Origin of the sequence: Microbacterium sp. ZW CA_36 (assembly GCF_044987475.1) — a bacterium.
Classification (GTDB): Bacteria; Actinomycetota; Actinomycetes; order Actinomycetales; family Microbacteriaceae; genus Microbacterium.
In genome coordinates, this window is the sequence record NZ_JBJDRL010000017.1 from 23,903 (window position 1) to 48,687 (window position 24,785).

The 24,785-nt window shown below is 67.2% G+C and carries 19 protein-coding genes; 7 read left to right on the forward strand and 12 right to left on the reverse strand.

Going from position 1 to position 24,785, the window contains the following annotated elements; all coding sequences use genetic code 11:
• Positions 1–157 precede the first annotated feature (157 nt).
• Positions 158–2,266 carry a hypothetical protein gene (locus ACI3KX_RS09545; RefSeq protein ID WP_404909540.1) on the reverse strand — a complete coding sequence of 703 codons (2,109 nt, stop codon included), beginning with the start codon at positions 2,264–2,266 and terminating at the stop codon, positions 158–160.
• Between the two features lie 146 nt (positions 2,267–2,412).
• Here ACI3KX_RS09545 and ACI3KX_RS09550 point away from each other — a divergent pair, with 146 nt between their 5' ends.
• Complete coding sequence (locus tag ACI3KX_RS09550; protein ID WP_404909541.1) at positions 2,413–3,000, forward strand: TetR/AcrR family transcriptional regulator; 588 nt, start codon at positions 2,413–2,415, stop codon at positions 2,998–3,000.
• Positions 3,001–3,275: 275 nt separating this feature from the next.
• On the opposite strand, the gene ACI3KX_RS09555 is transcribed toward ACI3KX_RS09550, so the two are convergent.
• The 7 genes from ACI3KX_RS09555 to ACI3KX_RS09585 form a co-directional block, all read right to left on the reverse strand.
• A complete protein-coding gene (locus ACI3KX_RS09555; RefSeq protein WP_404909542.1) occupies positions 3,276–4,562 on the reverse strand; it encodes a Glu/Leu/Phe/Val dehydrogenase in 1,287 nt (428 codons plus the stop codon).
• A gap of 30 nt (positions 4,563–4,592) precedes the next feature.
• The gene (locus tag ACI3KX_RS09560; protein WP_404909543.1) at positions 4,593–5,783 is read right to left on the reverse strand and encodes a serine hydrolase domain-containing protein; all 1,191 of its coding nucleotides are present in this window, start codon (positions 5,781–5,783) and stop codon (positions 4,593–4,595) included.
• Positions 5,780–6,610 carry an ATP-binding cassette domain-containing protein gene (locus tag ACI3KX_RS09565; RefSeq protein ID WP_404909544.1) on the reverse strand — a complete coding sequence of 277 codons (831 nt, stop codon included), beginning with the start codon at positions 6,608–6,610 and terminating at the stop codon, positions 5,780–5,782. Before ACI3KX_RS09565 ends, ACI3KX_RS09560 begins: the two co-directional genes overlap by 4 nt.
• Positions 6,611–6,666: 56 nt before the next feature.
• Positions 6,667–7,662 (reverse strand): ABC transporter ATP-binding protein, encoded by a 996-nt coding sequence (locus ACI3KX_RS09570; protein WP_363354511.1) that lies wholly within the window; start codon positions 7,660–7,662, stop codon positions 6,667–6,669.
• On the reverse strand, positions 7,659–8,552 hold the full coding sequence (locus ACI3KX_RS09575) for an ABC transporter permease (protein ID WP_404909545.1): 894 nt from the start codon (positions 8,550–8,552) through the stop codon (positions 7,659–7,661). The genes ACI3KX_RS09570 and ACI3KX_RS09575 overlap by 4 nt, the downstream gene beginning before the upstream one ends.
• Positions 8,549–9,565 (reverse strand): ABC transporter permease, encoded by a 1,017-nt coding sequence (locus ACI3KX_RS09580; RefSeq protein WP_363354515.1) that lies wholly within the window; start codon positions 9,563–9,565, stop codon positions 8,549–8,551. The genes ACI3KX_RS09575 and ACI3KX_RS09580 overlap by 4 nt, the downstream gene beginning before the upstream one ends.
• A gap of 77 nt (positions 9,566–9,642) precedes the next feature.
• On the reverse strand, positions 9,643–11,241 hold the full coding sequence (locus ACI3KX_RS09585; protein ID WP_363354517.1) for an ABC transporter substrate-binding protein: 1,599 nt from the start codon (positions 11,239–11,241) through the stop codon (positions 9,643–9,645).
• 126 nt (positions 11,242–11,367) lie between these two features.
• Between ACI3KX_RS09585 and ACI3KX_RS09590 the strand changes: the two genes are divergently transcribed.
• Positions 11,368–12,279, forward strand: coding sequence for a LysR family transcriptional regulator (locus ACI3KX_RS09590; RefSeq protein WP_404909546.1), 912 nt, complete (start codon positions 11,368–11,370; stop codon positions 12,277–12,279).
• Between the two features lie 126 nt (positions 12,280–12,405).
• Positions 12,406–14,232, forward strand: a complete 1,827-nt coding sequence (locus ACI3KX_RS09595; protein WP_404909547.1) for a hypothetical protein — start codon at positions 12,406–12,408, stop codon at positions 14,230–14,232.
• 147 nt (positions 14,233–14,379) lie between these two features.
• Here the strand turns inward: ACI3KX_RS09595 and ACI3KX_RS09600 are convergent, their stop codons facing one another.
• Positions 14,380–15,849, reverse strand: coding sequence for an NAD-dependent succinate-semialdehyde dehydrogenase (locus ACI3KX_RS09600; protein ID WP_404909556.1), 1,470 nt, complete (start codon positions 15,847–15,849; stop codon positions 14,380–14,382).
• Positions 15,850–16,120: 271 nt separating this feature from the next.
• Here ACI3KX_RS09600 and ACI3KX_RS09605 point away from each other — a divergent pair, with 271 nt between their 5' ends.
• The 4 genes from ACI3KX_RS09605 to ACI3KX_RS09620 all read left to right on the forward strand — a co-directional run bounded on the left by ACI3KX_RS09605 (position 16,121) and on the right by ACI3KX_RS09620 (position 20,428).
• Positions 16,121–17,227, forward strand: a complete 1,107-nt coding sequence (locus ACI3KX_RS09605; protein ID WP_363355742.1) for a zinc-binding dehydrogenase — start codon at positions 16,121–16,123, stop codon at positions 17,225–17,227.
• Positions 17,224–18,072 carry an alpha/beta fold hydrolase gene (locus tag ACI3KX_RS09610; protein ID WP_363354523.1) on the forward strand — a complete coding sequence of 283 codons (849 nt, stop codon included), beginning with the start codon at positions 17,224–17,226 and terminating at the stop codon, positions 18,070–18,072. The genes ACI3KX_RS09605 and ACI3KX_RS09610 overlap by 4 nt, the downstream gene beginning before the upstream one ends.
• A 2-nt stretch (positions 18,073–18,074) precedes the next feature.
• A complete protein-coding gene (locus ACI3KX_RS09615) occupies positions 18,075–18,914 on the forward strand; it encodes an alpha/beta fold hydrolase (RefSeq protein WP_404909548.1) in 840 nt (279 codons plus the stop codon).
• A gap of 104 nt (positions 18,915–19,018) precedes the next feature.
• Positions 19,019–20,428: an MFS transporter gene (locus ACI3KX_RS09620; protein WP_363354527.1), complete on the forward strand. Its 1,410-nt coding sequence runs from the start codon at positions 19,019–19,021 to the stop codon at positions 20,426–20,428.
• Between the two features lie 491 nt (positions 20,429–20,919).
• On the opposite strand, the gene ACI3KX_RS09625 is transcribed toward ACI3KX_RS09620, so the two are convergent.
• The 3 genes from ACI3KX_RS09625 to ACI3KX_RS09635 all read right to left on the reverse strand — a co-directional run bounded on the left by ACI3KX_RS09625 (position 20,920) and on the right by ACI3KX_RS09635 (position 24,750).
• Positions 20,920–22,182 (reverse strand): PHB depolymerase family esterase, encoded by a 1,263-nt coding sequence (locus ACI3KX_RS09625; RefSeq protein WP_363354529.1) that lies wholly within the window; start codon positions 22,180–22,182, stop codon positions 20,920–20,922.
• A 190-nt stretch (positions 22,183–22,372) separates the two neighbouring features.
• Positions 22,373–23,512, reverse strand: coding sequence for an ABC transporter substrate-binding protein (locus ACI3KX_RS09630; RefSeq protein ID WP_363354531.1), 1,140 nt, complete (start codon positions 23,510–23,512; stop codon positions 22,373–22,375).
• A 140-nt stretch (positions 23,513–23,652) separates the two neighbouring features.
• Complete coding sequence (locus ACI3KX_RS09635; protein ID WP_363354533.1) at positions 23,653–24,750, reverse strand: branched-chain amino acid ABC transporter permease; 1,098 nt, start codon at positions 24,748–24,750, stop codon at positions 23,653–23,655.
• Positions 24,751–24,785 lie beyond the last annotated feature (35 nt).

The window sequence follows — 24,785 nt, forward strand, 5'->3', positions numbered from 1 at the left end:
TCGTCTTTGAAAGCCGTGAAGAACGCGGTCCGCGTCGCCGTCATCGGGAGAGGGACGGCTGCCGCGGGGCGCCTCCGCTGTGTGGTTGTGATCGGCTGGCGACAGCTGATCTGTCAATCGGTTGCCAGGCCCATTGTTCACCATGGCAGTTCCAAAATCAATAGACGACTCTCGAATTCGTGAAGCGTGTCCAGGTGTCCAGCCCCTCGACCTGGAGGTCCCAACCCTCGGGCATCGCAGCGCCGCCTCGCACAGCCGCGACCACGTGCGCAGCTGCCGCGAGGATGCCGCCGTTCGCCGGCAGGTAGATCGTGAGGAACCCGGGCATCTGCGGGTTGTGGCCGTTGGCCAGGAAGACGTTCTTCGGCGACGGATGCAGCAGCGCGTCCAGTGCGCGCGGGATGTCGCCGAGGCGCGTCGCGGTCATCGCCATCACCGAGTAGTCCCAGCACCAGCTGGACTGCAGCTCCCAGTCCCTCCAGACCGCGTCGAGTGTCGCACTCATGACGCCCAGGTCGATGAGGTCGGTATCGGGCAGCCACCCGGCCGCCATGAGCATGGACGGGTGATCCTTACGGATGAGGTGCGGCCACGTGGCCACGGCGGCGTACGTGCCATCCGCCAGCACGTGCGGCGGGCGCATATTCGCGGCCACTCGCTGCCAGTCTGCGCGCGGCGGCAACCCGAGGCGCTCCCGCCATTCGCTCGCCCGTCCCAGAGCCCACGACCAGTACGCGAGCTCGAACGTCGGGTTCTCGGTCGTGGCACGGTCGGCCAGATAGCTCTCCTGGGCGGGAATGAGCGGGGCGGGAAGCACGAAGGTTCCGTCTCGTTCCTCCGCGAAGTCGGCCATGAAGTCGGCTGTCGCCTCGATGAGCGGGTAGTGCTGGAGCAGAAATCCTTCGTCACGCCCCTCGGCGAGCAGCAGCTCCAGGAGGTGGATCAGGTGCGGCTGCTGCCAGATCAGGAAGACGCCGATGTTGCTGGGCGACTCTTCGGCCGAGGGGTCCGTCTGCTTTGGCCACCGCGCCCCGCGGTAGCCCTGACGAGCAGCCGTCTCGCGGGCGCGTTGGAGGGCGCCGTGGTACCAGCCGAGGCTGCGTTCGAGGAGGTGACCGCGGCTCCACAGCGGGAACTGGGCCGCATGCCACCAGTGCATCTCGAGATGGAACTTGCCCGTCCACGTGTTGTAGGTGAGACCCGATTCCGCCGGCGGCGTCGACCCCGCGCAGTTGACCGCGAGCACGTACTGCGACAGGACGATGCGACGCTCGAGTTCATGCGCCCGCTGATCCGAGCTGCCGCTGAAGCTGATGGCGCTGCCGTCGCACCAGTAGAGCCGCCACCAGTTCTCCGCGCGTGCCCTGACCTGCTCGAAGGACGACAGCTCCGCGGACTGTTCGGATGCCGCCGGGGCCAGCGCGACGACCACTTCCAGGGAAGGCGTGTCGTCCGCGCTCGCGATGATGCGGTCCGCGCGGTACGCGAGAGAGCCGGAGGTCTTCATCCTCACGACATACGTCGTGGATTCGACGCAACGCTCCGCTGTCCCCTGCCCGCGGCCCTCGGCCGTCCAGATCGTCGATTCCTCGAGCGGGACCTCGAAGGAGGCCAGCTCGTCCGCCTGCGCGTCGAACACCCATGCGACGCCCCATCCACGGGCGAGGAGCTCGGACTCGACGCGCACCGCGAAGGAGTCCGCGGTCGGGTCGGCGAGGGACACGACCGACACCCGTTCTCCGTCGAGGGTGTAGTCGGCGCGGACGCTCGCAGACCACAGATCCAGCTCCGTCCGCACGTCGGCGAGGAGGGACGGATGCCGAATCTCCTGGCCACGGGGGTCCACCAGCGCGAGACGCCCGAGGTGCGCCCGCCGCGGGTTGTAATGGAACCAGGCACCCGCCTCGTACTCAGGGGCGATCGGGTCGCTCGCTCGCTGGAGCCCCATCCGGTCGGGATAGGACACCGGTCCGCGGCTCGTCTCGTACACCGACTCGGTGTCTTCGAAGCGGAAGCGCCGCGTCGTCCGCGTCCGATACCAGCCCCAGCTGGACTGCGTCCGCAGCGGGATCTGGAAGTCGTCGGCATCGAACGGCCTCACCTCCTGCTCGGGGAGCCCGCCCACGCCGTCGGTCACGAGACGCCGGGGATCGGGCACGATCTCGTGGAAGCCGGGGAACGTCTGCAGGCCGGAGACGTCGACAGACATCGCGATGTCACCGTTGCCGACGGTGACCACCGCGGTCGGATGGGCGGCGGTGTACACGGGGTTATGTGTTCGCACCAGCCGGCGTCGATCGATGGTCACAAGAGCCTCGCGTTCTGAATTGAATTCTGAGTCATCTATCAATTTGAGTCCGAGCATAACATTGCAGGCGCGCTCCCCTTCGGGAGCGCGGGAACGGAGCCCGGATGACCAGCAAGCGCGGCCCTTACGCGAAATCCGACGTGCGTCGCCGGTCGCTGAGCGCGGCAGCTCTCGAACTGGTCCGGCAGAAGGGTCACCGCAACGTCGCCATTGCGGAGATCGCGCAGCTGGCGAACACCAGCGAGCCGACCGTCTATTACCATTTCCCCACCAAGGAGAGCCTCCTCATCGCGGCGCTGCAACAGCACGACGAGGAGAACGCCCGTGCACGCGGGCATGAGGCCGGAGCGATCGCCGAGATGGGAAGTCGGGCAGAGGCGGGTGTTCAGCGCACCAACTACGCCCGGCTCTACAACGAGCTCGCCGGCGCCGCCGCCGACCCGGCGCATCCCGCCAACGAGTTCTTCCGGCAGCGGTGGGCGCGGTCGGTGGACGTCGTGGCAACCGATATCCGCCGCCTGCAGCAGTCCGGCCGCGTACCCGCCGACGTGGACGCGAACGACGCGGCGCATCTGCTGCTCGCTGCGTGGGAAGGGCTTCAGCTGCAGTGGATGCAGGGCCCACCCTTCGACATCCGGGCACTCATCGAAGCCCACATCCGCGCACTGCTCGGACCCGACGCCCTCGACTGACCGCGACGGCCGACCGAGGTCGGATCAGAGCGCGTTCGCCGAAGCGACGCGACCGATCCAGCCGAGGCTCGGCGCCGGCCGACGTCGCGGTTGACGGCGACGACACCGAACGTCGGGTCCCAGCGACCGCACTCGTACTTGTCGAGCAGACGGCCACACCACCGCGCCGTCACCAGCGAGGAGTCGAGGTGGCACTCGTCAATCGGTTTCAGGTCCGCCGCAGAAGGGGCATCCTGCTTCGTCGCAGCCCCATGCTTTCAGAAGGGGTGCCATGCTCAGGGGTAGAGGCCGCGCAGCCGATGGGCTTCGGTGACGCGTTTGACGGCGAGAGCGGTGGCCGCTGCACGCAGGGTGAGACCGTGTAGTGACGCGAAGCCGTTGACGTCGTCCCAACCCGACCGCATCCGCTCGGCGAGGCGGGACTCCACCTCATCAAGGCTCCATCGGTAAGCCTGGTTCGACTGGACCCACTCGAAGTACGAGACGATCACTCCACCCGCGTTGGCGAGGATGTCGGGCACGACGAGGACGCCAGCATCGGCGAGAATTCGGTCGGCTTCGCGCGTGGTGGGCCCATTCGCGCCCTCGACGACGATGCGGGCCTGCACGCGGTGGGCATTGTCGGCGTGGATGACACCCTCCACGGCGGCAGGCACGAGGAGGTCGACTTCCAGCTCGAGCGCCTCAGCGCCGTCGAGCTCTTCCGCGCCGGGGAAGCCGACGACGGTGCCTACGGCATCGACGTGTCGACCAAGTGCTTCCACATCGATCCCACGCTGGTTGAACACCGCCCCGTACTGGTCCGATACGGCTACGACGGCGACACCGACTTGGTCCAAGAACCGAGCTGCGTCACGACCGACCTTGCCGAATCCCTGGACGACCGCGGTGGTTCTGACCGGATCGAGTCCAACGGACCTGAGGGCCGCGAGGGCGACGTGGACAACGCCGCGCGAGGTGGCGCTGGAGCGGCCGAGTGAGCCGCCGAGGCTGAGAGGTTTGCCCGTCACGACACCGGCGACGGTGTGACCCTGGCTGACGGAGTAGGTATCCATCATCCATGCCATGACTTTCTCGTCAGTGCCTATGTCGGGCGCTGGGATGTCGTGCTGCGGCCCGATCATCGGGAGGATCTCGGTGGTGTAGCGCCGCGTCACGCGTTCGAGCTCAGCGCTGGAGTAGAGGCGGGGGTCGATGGCGACACCACCTTTTGCGCCGCCGTAGGGCACGTCGAGCAGGGCGCATTTCCAGGTCATCCACATCGCCAGGGCGCGCACTTCGTCGACATTCACTGACGCGCTATAGCGCAGGCCGCCCTTGGCCGGTCCGCGTGAGATGTTGTGCTGTATTCGGTAGCCGCTGAGCACTTCGACGGTTCCGTCATCTCGCCGTAGAGGGATGCTGACGGTGAGCTCGCGCCGGCTCGACTTGAGCATGGCGTGAGTGCCCTCGTCGTAGCCATGGAAGGCGATCGCCTCGTCAAGTTGCCAGCGTGCGTCGGCCAGCGCTTGAGTTCCGGCGTCCTCGAGGACGGGTCGTGTCGCGGCTTGTGTTCCGCTCATCACGGCACCTCCGTCGGGTCGTTCAGCACGTCAAGAGCCGATCGCGTCGCAGAGATCGCGGAACAGCCGGGCATGCAGCCGGTTCCACTCCTCCGTCACTGGCTCGGGCCACGACGAAAGCTTCACTACGACCGTCCGGGTGCGTGGGTCGACCCAGATGAACTGGCCGTGGATTCCGACCGCGTAGTAGTCGGCGCGCGGGCTGCCCGTGATCCACCACTGGTTTGAATAGGCCCCGCCCGGGTGCACCCGCTGGAACACGGTGCCCGAGGCGGCTTGCGGGTTGCCGCCTTGGATCGTGCGCCGGACCCACTCCGCCGAGACCACCCGCCTGCCGTCGATGACGCCTTCATCGAGCATGAGTCGGCCGACGCGGGTCAGGTCCCGCGCGGTGCAGGAGATGCCGCCGTTCGCGAACCCGAACCCCCGGGCATCGACTGTGATCTGGGCGTCGTGCTCGCAGCCGAGCTTCGACCACAGACGCCGCGAGACCGCGTCGGGGTACCGCAGCCCCGTGATGTTCTCGACGATCCACGCGAGCACGTCCGTGCCGGCCGAGCAGTACCTGAACCGCTCGCCGTGCCGGCCACCGCCGCGCAGCGCCGCAAGGAACGCGTAGGTGTCGGGCGGATCCTCGGGCAGGCGCGGACGCCAGCCGGCGACCCGGTCCTGCGCCTGCACCTCCGAAGCGGGGTTGCGGTAATCCTCGTCGTAGTCGACGTCGACGGTCATGTCGAGGACCTGCTGCACGGTCGCGTCGCCATACGCGCTGCCGGCGAGTTCCGAGATGTAGTGGTCGACGCGAAGCTCGGGGTCGAGGAGCCCGTCGTCGACCAGGGTGCCGACCGTCAGCCCGCAGATCGACTTGGAGACGCTCATCAGCAGGTGCACGCCGTCGGGATCGACGCCGTCGCGATAGTACTCGGCCGCGATCGCGCCGTCGCGCACGACGACGAGGGCGTCGGTGTAGCTCTGTTCGAGCCGCTCGACCAGTCGGGGCAGCGCGGCCAGCCTTCCGAGCCCGAGCACCGGGCGGGCGGAATCCTCGGCGGGCCGATGCGCGATCGGCGCCGTCGGCACAAACTCCGCGACGTGCCCGAACGCCCAGCGGTTGTGCGGCGCATCCTGCCAGTTCTCGAGGGTCGGCTCGGCGGCTGAACCGCCGGGGACGCGTGATGGGTGCGCGCCGCGGGTGATGTGCGGGGGCAGCAAAGAGGTCACGACGGGATCCTGTTCTCGTTGAGTGACGGGTTAATGCGCGATGTCTCGATCGGAGTCCCGGGTGGGCCGCCCCGCGCTTCCTTGCCCCGGATGCGGGGCGGGGGCGGAACCGGTACGGCGCCTGGGGTTTCGGGCATCGCGGCGAGCAATCGCTGCGTGTACTCGTGCTGGGGATTCACAAGCACCTCCGACGCCGGGCCGACCTCCACGAGGCTGCCCTTCCGCATCACCCCGGCTGCGTCGCTCATGTAGCGCACGACGTCGAGGTCGTGGGAGATGAGCAGGTAGCTGAGCGAGTACTCGCGGCGCAGTTCCTGCAGCAGATTCAGTACCTGCGCCTGCACCGACACGTCGAGTGCGCTGGTCGGCTCGTCGAGCACGAGCATCTTCGGGCGGGTCGCTAGGGCGCGGGCGATGCCGACGCGCTGGCACTGGCCACCGGAGAGCTGGTGGGGCAGCCGCTCCGCGTGGGCCTGAGCCAGGCCGACCTCATCGAGGAGTTCGCGCGTTCGCGCTGCGAGGGCGCGCCCGCGTAGCGGTGTGTGCGTGCGCAACGGTTCCCCGATCGATTGCTCGATCGTGAGACGCGGGTTCAACGCGGCGACCGGGTTCTGGAAGACCATGCCGGTGCTCGCGCGAAGGCGGCGCAGCGTCTGGTTGCGGAGCCCGCCGATGGGCTCGCCGTCGATGCTCGAACTGCCCGACGTCGGCTCGATCAGTCGTAGCGCGCAGCGGGCAACGGTGCTCTTTCCGGATCCGGACTCGCCGACCAAACCGAACGTGGTGCCTGCCTCGACTTCGAAGGAGACGCCGTCGACGGCACGCACCTCGCTGCCGTGCGCCCGATAGACCTTCACGATGTTCTCCACCGTCAACATGGCGCTCATGGGCGGCTCCGTTCCACGCTGGCGGCCAGGATGCAGGCCGCTTCGTGCAACGGCGAGACGGGCTCCAGGCCGGGGTCGATGTCAGCGCAGGCAGCGACGGCGATCGGACAGCGGTCGCGGAAGGAGCAGCCTGTGAGGTTGAGCAGGTTTCCCGGCACTGAGCCTCGGATCGCGTCGAGCGGCTGGCCTGGCCGATGCCGCCCGGGCAGCGCGCCGAGCAGGCCGCGGGTGTACGGGTGGGCGGGTGCGCGCAACACGACGTCGGTCGGGCCGGTCTCGACGACCCGCCCCGCGTAGAGCACAGCGATGCGGTCGCAGACCTCGCGCACCACGCCGAGGTTGTGCGTGATGAGAAGCACTCCGAATCCGAAGCGATCACGCAGCGACAGGATGAGCTCGAGGATCTGCTTCGCGATCGTCACGTCGAGTGCGGTCGTCGGCTCGTCGAGGATCAGCAGCTTCGGTTCGCAGACCAGCGCCATCGCGATCATCGCGCGTTGCAGCATCCCACCCGACAGCTCATGTGGGTAGCTGCGGTAGATCCGTTCGGGATCAGGCAGGCCGACCTGTTCGAGGTAATGCAGGATATGCGCCTTCGCCGCCGCACGACGCAGCGGCCGTCCGTCGACTCGACGGTGGCGGTCGACGACGTCGCGCATCTGCTGGCCGAGCGTGAAGACCGGATTGAATGCCGTTCCCGGGTTCTGGAACACGATCGAGATGGCATCCCCCCGCGCCGATCCGCGACCGTCGAAGGGCTGCTCGATCCCGTCGAGCAGGACGCGGCCGCTCGGCACCGCGCCCTTGGGCAGCAGGCCGAGCACGGCCAGCCCGGTGAGGCTCTTGCCGCAACCGGTCTCGCCGACGATGCCGACGACCTCGCGGGGGGCGACGGAGAGGGTGATGCCGCGGACGGGGCGGTTCGTGAGCGCGCCGCGCTCCTCGAACGCGACTTCGAGATCGTCGATGCGGAGGAGGTCAGTCGTAGTCATCGCTTCACCTGCCGGGGGTCGAAGAAGTCGCGCAGCGCGTCGCCGAGCAGGTTGAAGCCGAGGACGGTCACGAAGATGGCCAGGCCCGGGAAGGTGGAGATCCACCACGCGGTGAAGATCTGCCCGCGCCCCTCGGCGACCATGAGGCCCCAGTCGGGCGATGGCGGCTGCGCGCCGAGGCCGATGAAGGCCAGGGAACCGGCGGCCAAGACGACGCTGCCGATGTCGACCGTCGCCTGGACGAGCACCGGGGTGAGGCAGTTTCGCAGGATGTGCCGCGGCAGGATCCGCCAGGCCGGGACGCCGATCGCGCGGGCCGCCTCGACGAACGGACGGTCGCGCAGTGCGCGAGCCTCGGCGCGGACGAGCCTCGCGTACCAGGGCCACCAGCAGATGGCGAGCGCGAGACCGGCATTCAAGAGGCTGGGGCCGAGGATGGCGACGGTCACCATCGCGAGGAGCAAGGGGGGGAACGCTTGGAAGATCTCGGTCACGCGCATCAGCACCTGATCGAGCCAGCCGCCGCGGTAGCCGGCGATGGCACCGAGCGGGATGCCTACGAGCGCGGCGATCGCCACGACCAGCAGGGAGACCGTGAGGGCGGGGCGGGCGCCGATGATGACCCGGCTGAGGATGTCGCGGCCGAGCTGGTCGGTACCGAACCAGTGCACCGTGCTGGGCGGCAGCATCCGATCGGGGACGCTCGTCGCGCCGTAGCCCTGCGCGGGGAATGGCGAGATCCACGGACCGAAGATCGCAAGGATGACGACCAGGACGATGAGGGCGAGGCCGAGCGCGGCGAGCCGGTCTTTGCGGAGCACGCGGCCGATGCGGCCCAGTGGGCGGGTGCCGATCGGGACGAAAGCGGGAAGTGCGGTGGTGGCGGTCACGACAGCGTCACTCTCGGGTCGAGCCGGGCCTGCACGAGGTCCACGACGAGGTTGGCGATGAGGTAGCCGGCGGCGCCGAGGAGGGTGATCGCCATGATGGCCGGATAGTCGACGGCGAGCATCGCCCCGGCGGCGAATTGGCCGATGCCGGGCCAGTTGAAGACGACTTCGACGAAGAAGGTACCGGTGAGCGTGTAGGCGGCGGCGAGCCCGATGATCGTCATCGTCGGCGGCAGCGCGTTCTTCAGCGCGATCTTCCACCGGATGAGGCCGTCGCGCAGTCCGTAGGCGTTTGCGGTGAAGACGTAGTCCTGGCCGAGCACCTCGAGCATGGAGGCCCGGGTCATGCGGGCGATGAGACCCAGCGGGTAGGCGGCGAGGGTGATCGCGGGCAGCACTAAGTGGGCAAGGCCATCGCTGTATGCGACCCAGTTGCCGGTGATGAAGCTGTCGAAGAGCGGGAATCCGGTGACGGTGGTGATCGGCGCGACGTACTCGACCTCGGTACTGAACTGTCCCGTTGCAGGCAGCAGCTTCAGCTGGCCGACGAAGAGCACCTGCAGGAGGAGTCCGAGCCAGAACGCCGGCATCGAGACGCCGCCGATGGCGAGGAATCGGATCAGCCCGTCCAGCGCCTTGCCCGGCCGTTTGGCGGCGACGACACCGAGGATGATGCCGAAGATGACCGCGATCAGCATGGCTGCGAAGATCAGCTCGAGGGTGGCCGGCAGTCGGGTGGCGAGTTCGTCGAGCACGGGGCGCTTCGTGGCAAGTGAGTTGCCCCAATCGCCGGTGACGAGCCCGCCGAGGTAGCCGAGGTACTGCAGGATGAGCGGCTGGTCGAAGCCGAGCTTTTCGCGGATGCGGGCGAGCTCCTCGGGCGGCGCCTTCGGCCCGGCGTAGACGACGGCCGGGTCTGCGGGGATGACGCGTGAGAGGACGAACACGACGAGAGTGAGCACGAACAGCACGATCACCGCGGTTCCGAGCCGACTGGCGAGGAAACGCAACATGGGTAACTCCTGGATCGGAGGGGGCGTCGGGTGGCCCGCTGTGCGGACCACCCGACCTGAGCGGGTGCGGCAGACGGTCAGCTGGCCGGGCGGATGGGAGCGAAGAATGTCGTGAACGGGTAGTTCTCGTTGAAATCCGCCACTTCGAGCCCCTTCGGCACGACGCTAACCGCCTGCGCGTCGTAGAGGAAGACACCCGGCGCCTGGTCGACGAGCAAGTCCATCGCCTCCTCGTACTTGGCCTGGGCCGCTTCGCGGTCGCTGCCGGTGAGGGTGCCCGCCTCCTCGACGAGGGCGTCGTATTCGGGGTTGTTCCAGTAGCTGAGGTTGAAGAAGGGCGTCTCGCTCGAGTGGAACAGTGAGTAGAGGTTGTCGGCACCGGCATCGCTGTAGGTCGGCCAGTAGTAGACGACGAAGATGTCCTGCGCGGTGGCCGGGTCGGCCTTCGCGTTCTCCCACTGCTGGTTGAACAGTTCGGCGCGCACATCGAGGGTCACGCCGATCTTGGCGAACGCGTCCTTGATGAGCGGCACGAATCGCGCCTCGGCCGGATTCTCGGAGGCGTACGTGAGAGTGAGGTTGATCCCGTCGGCATGGCCGGCCTCGGCGAGCAGCGCCTCGGCCTTGTCGAGGTCCTGGCTGTACTGCGGCACGTCCTCGGAGTAAGGGAAGATGCCCTTCGGCACCGGACCGTGCGCCTGTGTGCCGTATCCGGCGCCGCCGACCTCGATGATGTCCTCGTAGGGCACGGCGTAGCTGAGCGCCTGACGCACCTTCGGGTCATCGAGGGGCGGCCGGGTGGTGTTGAAGAACGCGAGGAAGTTGAACGGCGAGTTCGCTGTCGTCACTTCGGTGCCGAGATCTGACGCGACCGTGTCGACGTTCTCGAAAGGCAGGTTGGTCGCGAGGTCGACCTCGCCCGAGGTCAGCATCTGCTGTGCGGTGACCGCGTCGGGCGTGATCGCGATGTCGACGATGTCGTAGGTCGGTGCCGCCTCGTCATTCCAGTAGTCGTCGTAGGCTTCGAGCACGACCTTCTCGCCGGGGGTGTACGACTTGACGGTGTAGGGCCCGGTGCCGGCGTCGATGCCCGCCTCGAAGTACTGCTCGTCGTCGGCGGATGCCTCGAGCGCCTTCGGCGAGACGATCCAGGCGCCGTAGGTGGAGGCGGCGACGAGGTCCATCGGCGCCGAGTAGGCCAGGCGCATGACCACGGTCGTGTCATCGGGCGCTTCGATGGACTCGAGGGGTGCCCAGATGAAGGATGCCCCGGAGTGGTCCTGCGCGGCTTCGATGCTCGCCTTGACGGCTTCTGCGTCGACGGGCTCGCCGTCATGGAACGTGGCGCCTTCGCGGATCGTGAACGTCCAGGTGAGACCATCCGCGCTTGTCTCCCAGGACTCGGCGATGCCCGGCGTGAACTCCTCGTCGGCGCCCTCAGCGTTCTTCCACAGAAGAGGCTCGTAGACGTTGCCGAGGTAGAGCGCCTCGGTCGAGAAGGAGCGCACCGGATCCCACGTGGTGACCGCCGCCGACGCGGCCACGCTGAGCACGGAGGCGCTCGATGCGTCGCCGTCCGCGCCGCCGGCGGTGCAGCCGGCGAGGCCGAGTGCGCCGACGGCGCCGACGGCGAGAACTGAGAGTGCGCGAGGTGCTCGCGCTCGGGTGACTGCCATGTCTGCCTCCTGCTGTGGGATCGCCGCCATCGGGATCTTCAGCGACGAAGTTGGGCCAGTCTATGGACGTCAAGCGATAACACGCCAATACTTAGTTTCGGTCAGTCCGATACCCCGGAGGCATCAATGGATCTTCGTCTACTGCGCTATTTCCTCGCCGTCTGCGCGACGGGCACCCTGCACGGCGCGGCCGCCGTTGTCCACGTCGCCCAGCCATCGCTGAGCCGGCAGATCCGGCGCCTCGAGCAGGATCTCGGCTTCGCTCTCTTCGATCGCTCGGCTCGCGGGCTCTCGCTGACCGCCGCCGGCCGGGCGTTCCTCCCGGTCGCCGAGGATCTCCTCAGGCGCGCGACCCAGGCGACCGCCACCGCCCGCTCGATCGCGCGCGGGACGGTGTCGGATCTCACGGTGGTGGCCGCGCCGACCACCGTGGCCGACGTGATCTCTCCATTCATCGTGCATGCCGGCGCCGAGGGGATCATCGGCAATGCGATCGAGGTGATGCCTGAGCACGTCTACAGCGCTATCGAGCACGGTGATGCCGACTTCGCCGTCGGTACCCGCATCCCGCCCGCCGAGCTGCGTTCGATGGTGCTCGGGCATGCCTATCTTTGGGCACAGATGCCGGCGTGGCATCCGTTCGCGAGCCGCCCGACCGTCCCCATCGCCGAGCTCGTCAAGGAACCGCTCATCGTGATGAGCCGCGCACACGGGGTGCGTCAGATGTTGGACTCAGCCGCCGCGCGAGCCGGACTCGCGTTCACGGCGTCCGTCGAGACCACCTCCCCAGTGTTGGCCCAGGCACTCGCCGCGGCAGGTCGCGGCATTTGCGTGCTCTCCGACGATCCGCACTACGACCTCGTCGCCGTGCCCATCTCGACTCCGGGTGGAGAGCTGATCATCACCCTGTTCGGTGTGTGGGACGAGCTGCACTACGCGAGCGCGCACATCGCCGCCTGCCTGGACGAACTGAGCGCGTTCAACGCCGAGCTCTACCCGCAGACGATCAAGTTCGGAGTTGACGGTGCGGTGAGCTGACCGGGCGTAGGCCGCGCCCGGCAATACCTGCCGAGCATCGCGGAGGGACCGAACGGGTCGTGGACCGATCGTCGCGGGGACGTTCACACTGGCGTTCACCCATCTCAACGGGTCAAAGGAGATTCCGTGCGTCGTTCCCTCTCGCTCTTGCTGTGCGGTGCCCTCGCGGCAGCCGCGCTCACCGCTCTCGGCGCCGCACCGGCGTCGACCGCCACCGCGGCACCGGCGTCGAAACCGATCGCCACCGTGCCCGGTGACCCCCTCGCTGGCTCCGGTTCGGTGACCCGCTCGGCCCTCACCGCCGACCAGCTCGCCTCGAACACAGCGCCGACGGCGACCGTCGCGAACGATGCATTCGCGCTGCCCGCCGCGGCGGCGAGGCCGCACCACATCTTCGAGGGCACCCTGACCTTGAACGGGGTTGCCACCTCGGGAGGCTTCACAACAGTCAAGGACCCGTACGGCTACGCGTCGATCGCCGCACTCAAGCACCTGCCGCCGTTCTCGGTGCAGCTGGTGCAGAACGGCAGCCACCTCGTGCCGGTCGTGCGGGGCGTGCAGTACACCGATAGCCCTTACTGGAACCTCGCGGTCGGAGCCGGCCGAGTCTGGAGCGAGAAGGGCGACCGCGGCCAGACTCGCGCTGCCCTCCCCTTCGCGCTGATCGAACGCAACGCGAACTGCGTGCACAACGGCGTCCTCACCTTCCTTTTCAAGAACAAGACCGTCTCGAACGTTCGATACCAGATCACGAGCGAGACGTGCCAGTACTTCCAGTTCGACCTATGGGGGCAGGTGAACGCCAGCTACACACCCGGCGGCATCGCAGGGGCGAAAGAGATCCGCAACGCGTACGCGGCCGAGGTCGCCGACCGTTTGCCGACGAAGCCGATCTCGGCCCTCGCCACGGACCACCCGCGCTCCGGCCTCGATCTGTCGGCGTTCGGCCGCGGGATGACACCGAGCGCGCTCAGCACCCTTGGGTTCGTCTACGGCGGTGTGAACTACGTGGGCAGTTGTCCGACCAGGCAAGGCGAATACCCCTTCTGCGAGCAGATGCTGCTGCCCTCGTACTCCACCGCGAAGTCGGCATTCGGCGGAATGGCCCTCCTGCGTCTCGCCCAGAAGTACGGTCCCGAGGTCGCCGACGAACTGGTGAAGGATCATGTCGCCGAGGCATCCGGTTCGGCCTGGGACGGCGTCACTATCGACCACACGCTGGATATGGCGACCGGCAACTACGCCTCGGCCGCCTACCAGGCTGACGAGGGTGGCCCGACGATGTCCGCGTTCCTTGGCGCCGAGACGTACGTCGACAAGATGACAGCGGCGCTTTCGTTCCCCCATCAGGCGGCACCCGGCACCGTCTGGACGTACCACACGTCCGATACCTTCTTGGCGACCCGGGCGATGGATGACGTGCTGAAGGACCGCGCCGGGGCCAGCGCTGAGATCTTCGCGATGCTGCGCGACGAGGTGCTGAAGCCGGCGAAGGTGGGGCCCGACTCGCTCACCACGCTGCGCACCGGCAACGATCCGGCCGGGGCTCCCTGGGGTGGCTACGGCATGTTCTGGACGCAGGACGACATCGCCAAGGTCGCAACACTCCTCACCGTCGACGGCGGCGCCGCGGGTGGCAACCAAGTCCTCCACCCTGGGCTTCTCAGCGCGACGTTGCAGGAAGACCCCGAGGATCGTGGCGTCACGACCAGCGGTGCGATCCCGTTCCACTACAACAACGGGTTCTGGGCCCAGGACTTCAGCAGCGCAGACAACCCGTCATTCACATCATCGTTCTCGGTGCCGTTCATGTCCGGTTTCGGCGGGATCACGGTCGCACTCATGCCGAACGGCTCGAGCTACTACGTTTTCAGCGACAACAACGAATTCGCCTGGCGCAGCGTGATCGCGGAGTCGAACAAGCTTGCCCCGATGTCGGGCGGCGGCAGCTAACCGCGGAGATCTGCTCGGCAACGGCCCGCGGGCCGGCACGGCGACCCCGTGCCGGCCCGCGGGGCCTTCTTCTGGCGCTGTCAGCGGCGACCGCGAATCGAGCGGCCCCGGCATGTCCCGCACGGAGTTCTTGGCACGGATATCGCGTCAGAACGGGTTGGGTGTGAGGGTGTACTTCGTCTGCAGGTACTCGTGGATGCCCTCGGCGCCACCCTCGCGGCCCAGGCCCGACATCTTCCAGCCGCCGAACGGCGCGGCGGCGTTGGAGACGACGCCCATGTTCAGGCCCATCATGCCGGTCTCGAGGCGCTCGATCATGCGCTGCCCGCGGGCGAGGCTCTCGGTGAAGACGTACGAGACGAGACCGTACTCGGTGTCGTTCGCGAGGCGCACGGCGTCGTCCTCGGTGTCGAACGGGATGATGGCGAGCACCGGTCCGAAGATCTCCTCGCGGAGGATGTCGGACCCCGGCTGCACGTCGGTGACGACGGTCGGCTCGTAGAACGTCCCCGGCCCGTCGATCTCGTTGCCGCCGGTGGCGACCTTCGCACCGCGCGAGACGGCATCCTGCACCAGCTGCGACGCCTTGGCGACCGCACGGTCATCGATCAGCGGGCCGATGGTCACGCCCTCCTCAGTGCCACGGCCGACCGTGAAGCCATTCACCCGCTCGGTCACGCGCCGCGCGAACTCGTCGGCGACCGAGCGGTGCACGATGAACCGGTTCGCGGCCGTGCACGCCTGGCCGATGTTGCGGAACTTCGCAAGCATCGCGCCGTCCACCGCCTTGTCGAGATCGGCGTCGTCGAAAACCACGAACGGCGCGTTGCCGCCGAGCTCCATCGACGTGCGCAGCACGCCGGCCGCCGCTTGCTTCAGCAGGCTCACCCCGACAGGGGTGGACCCGGTGAACGACAGCTTGCGCAGCCGCGGATCGCGGATGATCGGCTCCGACACGGCGGAGGACGATGTGGTCGCGACGACGTTCACCACGCCCGCGGGCACTCCCGCGTCCTCGAGCAACCTTGCGAAGTACAGGGTCGTCAGCGGCGTGAGCGCCGCGGGCTTGATCACCACGGTGCAGCCGGCGGCGAGCGCCGGCGCGATCTTGCGGGTCGCCATCGCCAGCGGGAAGTTCCACGGCGTGATCAGGAAGCACGGACCCACCGGATGCTGCGACACGATCATGCGACCGGTGCCCTCGGGGTTCGCGCCATAGCGGCCCTGCACCCGCGCCGTCTCCTCGCTGAACCAGCGCAGGAACTCACCGCCATACGCGACCTCGCCGCGCGCCTCCGCCAACGGCTTGCCCATCTCGATCGTCATCAGCAGCGCGAAGTCCTCCTTGCGCTCCTGCAGCAGATCGAACGCACGACGCAGGATCTCAGCCCGCTCGCGCGCCGGCGTCGCCGCCCACCCGGGGAACGCCTCGACCGCCGCATCGAGCGCGGCCTTGCCGTCCTCGGGCGACGCGTTGGCGATCTCCTTCACGACCTCGCCGCTGGCGGGGTCGTAGACCTTCAGCGTCCTGTCGCCGGAGGCCGCGCGCCACTGCCCGCCGATGAACAGCCCGTCGGGCACGGACGCCAGCAGCTCGGACTCACGGGTTTCGGTGATCGTCGTGGTCACGGGGACTCCCTTGTCGTCTCACGGACGCCGCAGCTCACGGCATCCGTTCTGTCGATGTCTACGGGCGAACTCTGCCCGCCGCCGCCGAAGCGGCGCACAGACGCGATGCAGAGCTCGCGTCCTGAGCCAGACTGATGCCTTTCTTCCGTTCCCGCAGTGTGGTCGGTGCACATAAATCCACGAATAGGTGGTTGCGATCTACATTCCGCAGGTGTCGCGGTCCGTGCAGACTCATTTCAGCGCAAGGAGGCGGAAGTCAATGAGGATACGTGGAGCGGTGTTGACCACATCGTCCAGCACAGCACCCTATAGGGAATCGATGCCGATCGTGGTGGAAGAGCTCGAGCTCGACCGTCCGGGTCCCTGTGAAGTGCTCGTGCAGATCGAGGCGGCGGGCGTCTGCCATTCGGACCTTTCAGTAGTCAACGGCAGTCGCCCCCGGCCACTCCCGATGCTGCTCGGGCATGAGGCGGCTGGGCGGGTTCTGGCCTCGGGAGATGATGAAGGAAATGATCTGATCGGACGCCGTGTCGTCATGGCGTTCCTTCCGAGGTGCGGCGAGTGCCGTGCCTGTGCCACGGAGGGACGACTGCCCTGCGAGCGTGGCTCAGCCACGAACGGTGCCGGCAGCCTTCTTTCAGGCGCCCGGAGGATCTCACTCGATGGCCGTGAGGTCGCACATCACCTCGGAGTGTCCGGCTTCGCAACGCACGCGGTAGTCGATCGCCGATCGCTCGTCCCTGTCGGTGACGACGTACCGCCCGACATCGCCGCATTGCTGGGGTGTGCCGTGCTGACCGGCGGCGGTGCGGTGTTGAACGCCGCTCGACCCGAGGCCGGGCAGACGGTTGCCGTCGTGGGCCTGGGCGGCGTGGGAATGGCCGCGCTGCTCGTGGCACGCTGTATCCCGGACGTCCGAGTGATCGGCGTCGACCCGGTCCACGAGAAGCGCCTCAAAGCGTCCGAGCTCGGAGCGGACGAGGTCTTCGACCCCACAGAAGCCGTCGGTTCGGTGAAGGCCGACGCAGTGATCGAGGCGGCCGGGTCCGCGGCGGCCTTCGAGACGGCAGTGTCGATCACGGCGATCGGAGGGCGCACGGTCTCCGTGGGCCTGCCTGCGAGCGATGCCCGAGCTGCGATCTCTCCGCTCGCGCTGGTCGCGGAAGCGAGAGAGATCGTCGGCAGCTACCTCGGCTCCGCGGTGCCTTCACGGGACATCCCGCGCTTCGAGCAGCTGTGGCGCGACGGGCGGCTGCCGCTGCAGCAGCTGATCTCGGCCCGCATCGGTCTCGACGACGTCAACCACGCAATGGACGAGCTCGCCAGTGGGCACGCCATCCGACAGCTGATCGAGTTCCCGCGATGAGCGTGCGTGAGCTGACACAGATCCGCGTTCGCACGCCTGACGATGCCGTGTTGCACCTCGAGGGGTCACGGACCGGCCGGGCCGTGCTGCTCCTCCATGGTCTCGGCTATGCGTCGTGGGCCGCCCAACAGTTGCGACTAGCCTTCGACGACGAACTCGCACTGTGGTCTCTCGATAACCGCGGTACCGGCCGCTCCACCCGTGGCCGGGAGGACTTTTCGATCGAGCTGCTCGCCCAGGATGCAGCCTTGGCGATCGAAGCGCTGGGTCGTCCGTCCATCGTGGTGGGTTACTCGATGGGTGGGTACATCGCACAGCTGCTCGCCCTTTCACGGCCGGACCTCGTCACACAACTCGTACTGCTCGGCACGAGCCCTGGTGGCCCGAGGGCTGTGCCCGTTCCCGCCCAGACTCTCAAGGTCTGGCTGGACGCGGCCGACCAGACACCCGAGCAGTATGCCCGGCGTACGATGCCGCTGTCGTTCAGAGATGGGTGGCCACAGTCGCACCCCGACGAGTACGAGGCCGTCATTCAGGCTCGTCTGACCTACCCGACGTCGAGAGAGATCTGGCGCGAGCAGTACCAGGCGTGCGAACGGTTCCTGCAAACGGGGGCTCGGACGGCGGAACTCTCCGTCCCGACGCTGGTGATCCACGGCGGCGCGGACCGGGTGCTGCCGCCTGCGAACGGTCGCGCGATCGCCCGCATGCTCCCTGTAGCGCGGTACCGAGAACTGCCGGGTGCCGGGCACCTGCTTCACCTCGAAGAGCCGGACACCGTCGCAGCAGAGGTCCGCCGCTTCGTCTCACCTCCCGTTCACAGCCACGGCAATACAAAGGAGTAACCATGCCCAACCTCGAAGTGGAACCCGGTGTGAACCTCGCCTACGAGGATCGCGGATCAGGCAAGCCGATCGTGTTCGTACACGGATGGGCTGGCAGCGGGGATGTCTGGGACTATCAGGTTCTCGACCTTGCGCCGTCCTACCGATGCATCACCGTCGACCTGCGTGGACACGGCGCCTCGGACAAACCGTGGGGGGACTATGACTACGATCTGTTCGTCCGCGACCTCGACGCCCTCATCGTCGGGCTTGACCTGACCGACGTCACGATCGTCGGCTGGTCGATGGGCGGCCATATTGCCCTGAAGTATGCCCACATGCACCCGCGGCGCGTCGGACGGCTCGTGATCACCGGAAGCGGACCTCGCTTCTGGCAGGCGCCCGATGCCCCCTTCGGAACGCCGCCGGACCAAGTGGAAGGCCTCATCGACGCCATCCGATTGGCGCGGACGGAGACCATTGCCGGGCTGTACGCCAACAACTTCCACCGAACAGACCTGAAAGCAACCGAAGACCTCTTCATCCAGATCGGCTTGAAGGTGCCCGCGTTCGTCGGCGTCACCAGCTTCCAATCACTCATCGATGTGGACATGCGACCGCACCTGCCTGCCATCGAACTACCCGTCGCCATCTTCACCGGACGACATGACCTGATCTGGGACCCGCGATGGTCCGAGTACGCATCCCGACTTCTTCCGAACGCCTCATTGACGTACTTCGAGAACAGCGGTCACGTCGCCTTCATCGAGAACCGGGCGGAATGGAACGCGGCGCTCGTCGACGTCATCGAAGGGTGGGCGCCCGCCTCATCCCTCGGAGCCTCGCAGAACATCGCGGTCTGACGCTGCGAGCCCATCCAGCGCCGAACGCATCCGCGAGCGCCGGCGGAAACAGACACGAACGCGATCTCTGACGGATCGCCCACAACTACAAGGAGGTAGTCGCCATGACAACCAACAATTCGCCTTCCAGATCGCTGGGGAACACCGCGTCCCCGCAAGCTCCGGGGTCGCCTCCCGCCCGCAGCGGCCTGCGCCGGGTCGTCACGGCTTCGATGGCCGGCACCGTCGTCGAGTGGTACGAGTTCTTCCTCTACGCCACCGCGGCGACGCTCGTCTTCAACAAGATCATGTTCCCGCCGTCGGACGACCCGTATGCGCCGATCATCGCGGCGCTGGGGACCTACGCGGTCGGGTTCATCGCCCGCCCGCTCGGCGGCATCGTGTTCGGCCATTTCGGCGACAAGTACGGACGCAAGAAGCTCCTGCAGCTCGCCATCATCCTGGTCGGCGTCGCCACGTTCCTGATGGGATGCCTTCCCACGTACGACCAGATCGGCTATTGGGCCGTCGGGCTCCTGCTCGTCCTGCGCTTCGCCCAGGGCTTCGCCGTCGGCGGCGAGTGGGGCGGCGCCGTACTGCTGGTCGCCGAGCACTCGCCCGACAAGACGCGCGGCTTCTGGGCGTCATTCCCGCAGGCCGCCGTCCCGATCGGAAACCTGGTCGCCACACTCGTCCTGCTGGTCCTCAGCCGCACCCTCACCGAGGAGCAGTTCCTCGCGTGGGGCTGGCGGATCGGGTTCTGGCTGTCGGTCGTGATCGTCGCCGTCGGCTACTACATCCGCACGAAGATCACCGACGCGCCGATCTTCCTCGAGGTGCAGAAGGAGATCGAGGACTCCAAGCAGACCCGGTACGGCGTGCTCGAAGTGCTGAAGCGCTACCCCCGCGGCGTCTTCACCGCGATGGGCCTGCGCTTCGCCGAGAACATCATGTACTACCTGGTGGTGACGTTCTCGATCACGTATCTGAGCGTCGCAGTCGAGGTGAACACGGCAGAGATCCTGGGGCTTCTGGCCCTGGCCCACGTCGTGCACATGATCGTCATCCCGCTGATCGGCGGACTGGCCGATCGCATCGGCCGCAAGCCCACCTACCTGATCGGGGTGCTCGGCGCGGCGGCGTGGGGGTTCATCGCCTTCCCGCTCTTCGACACGAAGAACCCGTTGGTCATCGTGTGCGCGATCTCGCTGGGCCTGTTCATCCACGCCTTCATGTACGCGCCGCAGCCGGCGATCATGTCCGAGATGTTCCCGACCCGGATGCGGTACTCGGGCGTCTCACTCGGCTACCAGGTGACCTCGATCGTGGCCGGCTCGCTCGCTCCGATCATCGCAGTGGCGCTGCTCTCGCAGTTCGACTCCTATGTGCCGGTCGCGATCTACCTGACGATCGCCGCCGGAGTCTCGCTCGTCGCGGTGGTCTCGCTGCGTGAGACCAAGGGCTCATCGCTGCACGAGCTCGACCGCGTCGACCAGGAGAAGCGGGCCGCCGATCGAGTGACCACTGGCGCCTGACCCGGCGACATACGGAACGCCCCGCCACGTGTGGCGGGGCGTTCCTGCGTTCGCCCGGTGACCGTGCCGGAGCGTCACCGGGCCGGGCGTCCGGGCAGCAGATTCGCCGGCGTCCGGCGCGCCAGCATCCGCGCTGTCGGCGACCGCGCCATATGACTCAAGCGAAGGGCAGACCTGCCGGCACGGCAAGCTGTCGGATGAGTCCGCGCCGGTCTGCTGCGCCGCGTCTATCGCTCCTCGCTTTCCCTGGCGGATCAGGCAACGACGGATTCCCGGCACCGCTCGGCGGATGCCACGTGCGATTTCGTCTCCAGGAAGCTGGGGCTTTCGTGCCGAACGCGCTGGCTGGACTGGCAGCCCGCATGCGTTTGCACCGTCGCGCGGCTGAGGGCCGGGGTTCACGGTCCGGACGGATATCGACCGGCCCAGTGAACCCCGGCCCTCATGTGTGGAGACCGGCTCGACCGCTTCGCAAGCGGACGAGTGTCGATCTAGTTACAGCTGTAGACCACCGTCCATGATCCGGACGACTGCTGTCGAAGGGTGGTCACCGTGGAGTCCCCCAGCCCCATGTACGCCAACGAACCCTTCGCGTAGTACGTCGTGTACGGGGCGAAGCCGTAGCTCAGCGCCCGGCCGGCCGCCTGATGCGCTGCGTTAGACGCGGCGATGCAAGACGATTCCGTCGGCGTCGGGGTCGGCGTCGGCGTCGGGGTCGGCGTTGGAACGGGAGTCGGGCCGGGCGTCGAGGCCCCGCCGACGCGGCGGTTGTTCTCGAAGAAGAACTTCGTCACATAGGCGGGGTAGTCGATGCTATTGCCTGCGATGTAGGTGCCGTTCGTGCCCGTGCCGGCAGGCCAGTTGTGGCCGAGACCCGTGTTCTGGATGACAGATACTCGTGGCCCGGTCCCATCGCTGTAAAGCGTGCCACTGCCGGCCGTATTCGTGCCTGCGAGGCCGCTGAGCGAGAACGTCGACGAGGTCTCTGCGCCGTAGATACCGGCCATGATCTGTGCGTTCAGGGTGTTGTACCCGGCCGCCACCGTCGCATCGTTGCTTCCGTAGACCACGGAGGTGAGTTGCGTCTGGAACGCGGCCGAGTTGTCACCGGCGAAGCGCTGACAGGTGTCCGTTGCGGTCGTCTTGCTGGTGCTGACCCACGAATACCCGCTTGCGGTGGTGCCGATGGTGGGACCGGCGTTGATTCCGACGCCGGCGAACACCTGCGGGAACAGGCACCCGACGACCATCGACTCCGCGCCTCCGGATGACAGCCCGCTGACATATGTCTGGTCGGGGTCGATTGCAAGTGACCCGCGGGACTGCAGCGTCTGAGCGAGCGCGAGCACATTGTCATCATGGCGTGACGGGTTCGTCGAGCTGTGGCTGGTGTCGTAGTAGTCCCAGCAGCCGAGGTACACGCCTCCGTTGGGTGCGTCGGGCAGCGCCACGACCATTCCGTACTCGTCGGCGACGTCGGTCCAGTTCCCGTCCTGCTGCAGGTCCTGCGCCTTCTGCTGACAGCCGTGCAGTGAGATCATCAGGGCCCGTCCGCTTTCGAGGGCAGGCGGCGTGGCGGGAGTGTAGACGCGAACCGACATGCCCGCGATCGTCTCGGTCGTCCATGCTCCGGACGCGGCGCGTGCCGGTGGCGCCAGCCACATGCAGGCGAGGACGACTGCGATGGTGAGCGCAGCGATCAGCGCGGTGCGGCCAATCGAGTGGTGCAACGCACCGGTGGTTGCTGACTTCATGAGATTCTCCTTCGACGACGTTGTCTTGGGCGAGAAGCGTGCAGTTGCCCGCTGCGCTGCTCAGCTGTGAGGTGGATCGCTGGCGCGGGACCAGGGCATGTCGTAGACGGGTGCGCGCTGTTCAGCGACCTGCTACGTGGACAGGTGTGCCGGGGCAGCTGACCCCTCAGGTTCAGCTGCCCCGGTCCATTCAGTTCGCCGGAGTTCCTCCCTCTGCCACGGGCGGGAAGTCGGCGTCGATCGCCTCAACGTCGCCATCCATGACGCGATAGGTCGCGCCGACGTAGTCCTGTACACCGTCTTCGACTACTTGGATACCGGCCGCCGGATAGGCCTCGTGGGAGTCCTTCGAGAACGCCAGTGGGACGATACCGTTGCCGGTGAGGTCACCTGACGTCAGTGCCTCCAGCAGCGACTCACGTGTGGGGTTCTCCCCCGCCGCCTCCAACGCTTCGGCGAACAGGTACGCCATGCTCATGCCGTAGATGGTGTTGCCGTCGAAGACGGCTCCATTGTTGTACTCGTCGTTGATCGTGCTGAACAGCTCGACCCAGTCAGAGGTGATGCCGGGCATGTAGTTGGCGCTGACGAAGCCGTCCAGAAGCTGTGGAGCGGCATCCTTGAGCAGACCCGACAGGGTGACGTAGTCGGCACCGACGGACGTGGCGAACCACATCGGCGACCAACCCAGCTGTGCGGCGGTGCCGATGGCGAGGGCCGAGAACCCGGGGATCGTACCGAGCATCACGATCTCGCAGCCTGCTGTCTTGAGAGCACCGATCTGCGCCGACACATCGGGATTGGACACGGCGTAGCGTTCGACCGCGACGAGCCCGTCATCCCCGAGTACGTGTTCCGCCCCCTCGATGAATTCGGTGCCGAAGTCGTCGTCCTGACCGAACAGGCAGACCTTCTTGCCAGGGTGCTCATCGGTGGCGTACTGCGCGAGCGCGGCGCCCTCGACGATGTAGCTGGCGTTGAACGAGAACGTGTACGGGTACTTCTCGGGCTGGTTCCAGTCGGAGGCGCCGGACGCGACGAACAGGTCGGGCACCTTGTTCTGGTTCAGGAATTCGAGGACGGACAGGTGCGTCGGAGTCCCGAGCCCGTTGACGATGGCGAAGACGTTGTCCTCTTGAACGAGCTCTCGCACGACGGTCTGCGTGTTGGACGGGTTGTAGCCGTCGTCCTTGACGATGTAGTCGATGGACCGCCCATGAACTCCGCCGTTGTCGTTGAGGTACTCGAAGTACGCGGTTGCGGCGGCCGAGATTCCGGCGTAGCCGGCTGCGGCGGGGCCTGTGAGCGGAGTGTGGGTGCCGATCGTCACGGTGTCTTCTGTGACACCGGGGACATCAGCACCCTCCGATGGTGCGGCGGCGGGGGTGCTGCACGCCGCCAGCGTGACGAGTAGCGCAGCAGCGCCGGCTGCGGCTGTGATGCGGTGGAGGTGTGATCGATGTTTCATAGTCATTGCTTTCTCTCTTGGTGTGCGGACGGGACGTTCGGGGTGGCGAGTTCAAGCACCGGCTCGGGGGCATCCGACGACCCACCCGCTGCGGTGGAATCCGGCTGGGGGCGCGCTGGTTTGGCTGCTCGACCATCAAGTCGGGATCCCTTGCGGAAGCGGATGCCGGCCAGACCGCGCGGTGCTGTTGCCATCACGATGATGAGGAGAAGGCCGAAGAGCAGGACCGGCAGATTTCCGGAGAGCCGCTGGGCGAGTTCCGCGGGCAATGCCTCGGTTGTCAGGGTGACCGCCCATGGCAGCAGGACGATGAGCGCGGATCCGATCGCCGCACCGCCGATGCTGCCGAGTCCGCCGATGACGGCGGCGACGACCAGGAGCAGCGAGAATGCCAGGGTGTACGCACCGGGGCTGACCGCTTGCGTGATGAAGCACGCCAGTGCACCGCCGGCGCCGGCCGTGACGGAAGACGCGACGAAAGCGATCACCTTGATGCGACCGGTGCGGATTCCCGAGAGCCGAGCGGCTGTCTCATCGTCCCGAGTGGCACGCATATGCAGCCCGACGCCGCTCTGGGCCAGGGATGCCAGTGCGGTCACGACCACTCCGGCGACCAGGATCGCGACCCACGCCTGCCACTGTTCCATCGCGATGAGCGTCGCGAGCATCGGCGGCACGCTGTCGTACGCGATCTGAAGGCCGGCATCCCCGTTGAACACCTCGGAGAAAAACGTCGTCACGGGTGCGATCGCGATGGTGATCGCCAGCGTCAGCCCTGCCAGGTAGGGCCCGCGCAGACGAGCGGCCGCCAGTCCCAGCAGCAGCCCGAGAAGGCCTGAGGTGACGATGCCGCCCATCATCGCGAGGAGGAATCTGGCCAGGCCGTCGACTCCCACGTCAGTGAGTGCATTCGCAGTCAGTGCGTAGCCGTATCCGCCGACGGCCATCATCGCGGCCTGTCCCAGTGAAAGCTGTCCGCTGCTGCCGACGAGCACCGTGAGGCCTGCGACGGCGCAGAACGTGGCGGCGATGGTCGCGAGCTGGAAGTTTCGGTAGGGGTCGAGCAGGAACGTCACGCCTATCGCGAGGATGGTGAGCAAGGCCCCCCAGAGGATGATTCGACCGGACGCGGCGG